The organism is Sphingopyxis sp. MC1 (assembly GCF_000371385.1).
GTDB lineage: Bacteria > Pseudomonadota > Alphaproteobacteria > Sphingomonadales > Sphingomonadaceae > Sphingopyxis > Sphingopyxis terrae.
Genome location: NZ_AOUN01000013.1, coordinates 1 through 706 on the forward strand (window position 1 = coordinate 1; position 706 = coordinate 706).

Annotated in this window: 1 protein-coding gene; it reads left to right on the forward strand. The window is 55.5% G+C overall.

All coding sequences use genetic code 11. The features are described from left to right. Positions 1–57 precede the first annotated feature (57 nt). Positions 58–706 (forward strand): recombinase family protein (locus EBMC1_RS13875; protein ID WP_231292933.1); only part of this gene is annotated, 649 nt, incomplete at its 3' end.

Consider the following 706-nt stretch of genomic DNA (forward strand, 5'->3'; position numbering starts at 1 on the left):
CCCTTTTGAACGCCGTTTGACACGCTCGACGCGCAGCGCGAGGCCTGCACTGCATATATCAAGAGTCAGGCGGCCGATGGCTGGGTATTGATACCGCGCTGCTATGATGACGGTGGGTTTTCTGGCGGGTCTCTCGAGAGGCCCGCGCTGCAGGCACTTCTGGCAGACGTAAAAGCGAAAAGGGTGGACATCGTGGTTGTCCACAAGATTGATCGGCTTACACGCTCGCTGCTGGATTTTGCGAAGCTTGTCGAGGTGCTGGAGGCGTCTGAAGCCAGCTTCGTATCGGTCACGCAATCGTTCAACACGACGACGAGTATGGGACGTTTAACGCTCAACATGCTCCTGTCTTTTGCCCAGTTCGAAAGGGAAATCACCGCAGAGCGAATTCGCGACAAGATTGCAGCTTCTAAGGCCAAGGGAATGTGGATGGGCGGAAATCCCCCTTTGGGTTACGAGCCTGCCGGACGTAGCCTGAAGATCGTCGATGCCCACGCCAAGCTGATCGTCGAGATTTTTGAGCGCTATGTGGAAACCGGGAACGTGCGATTGCTCGAGTATGAACTGGATCGAAAGCAGATACGGTTGCCACGGCGGATAGCTCTCTCAGGTCGAGAAACGGGCGGCGGAAAATTCTCGCGCGGCCAGTTATACAAGATACTTTCTAACCCGGTCTATCGGGGCAAGATTGCGCACCATGTGGAGT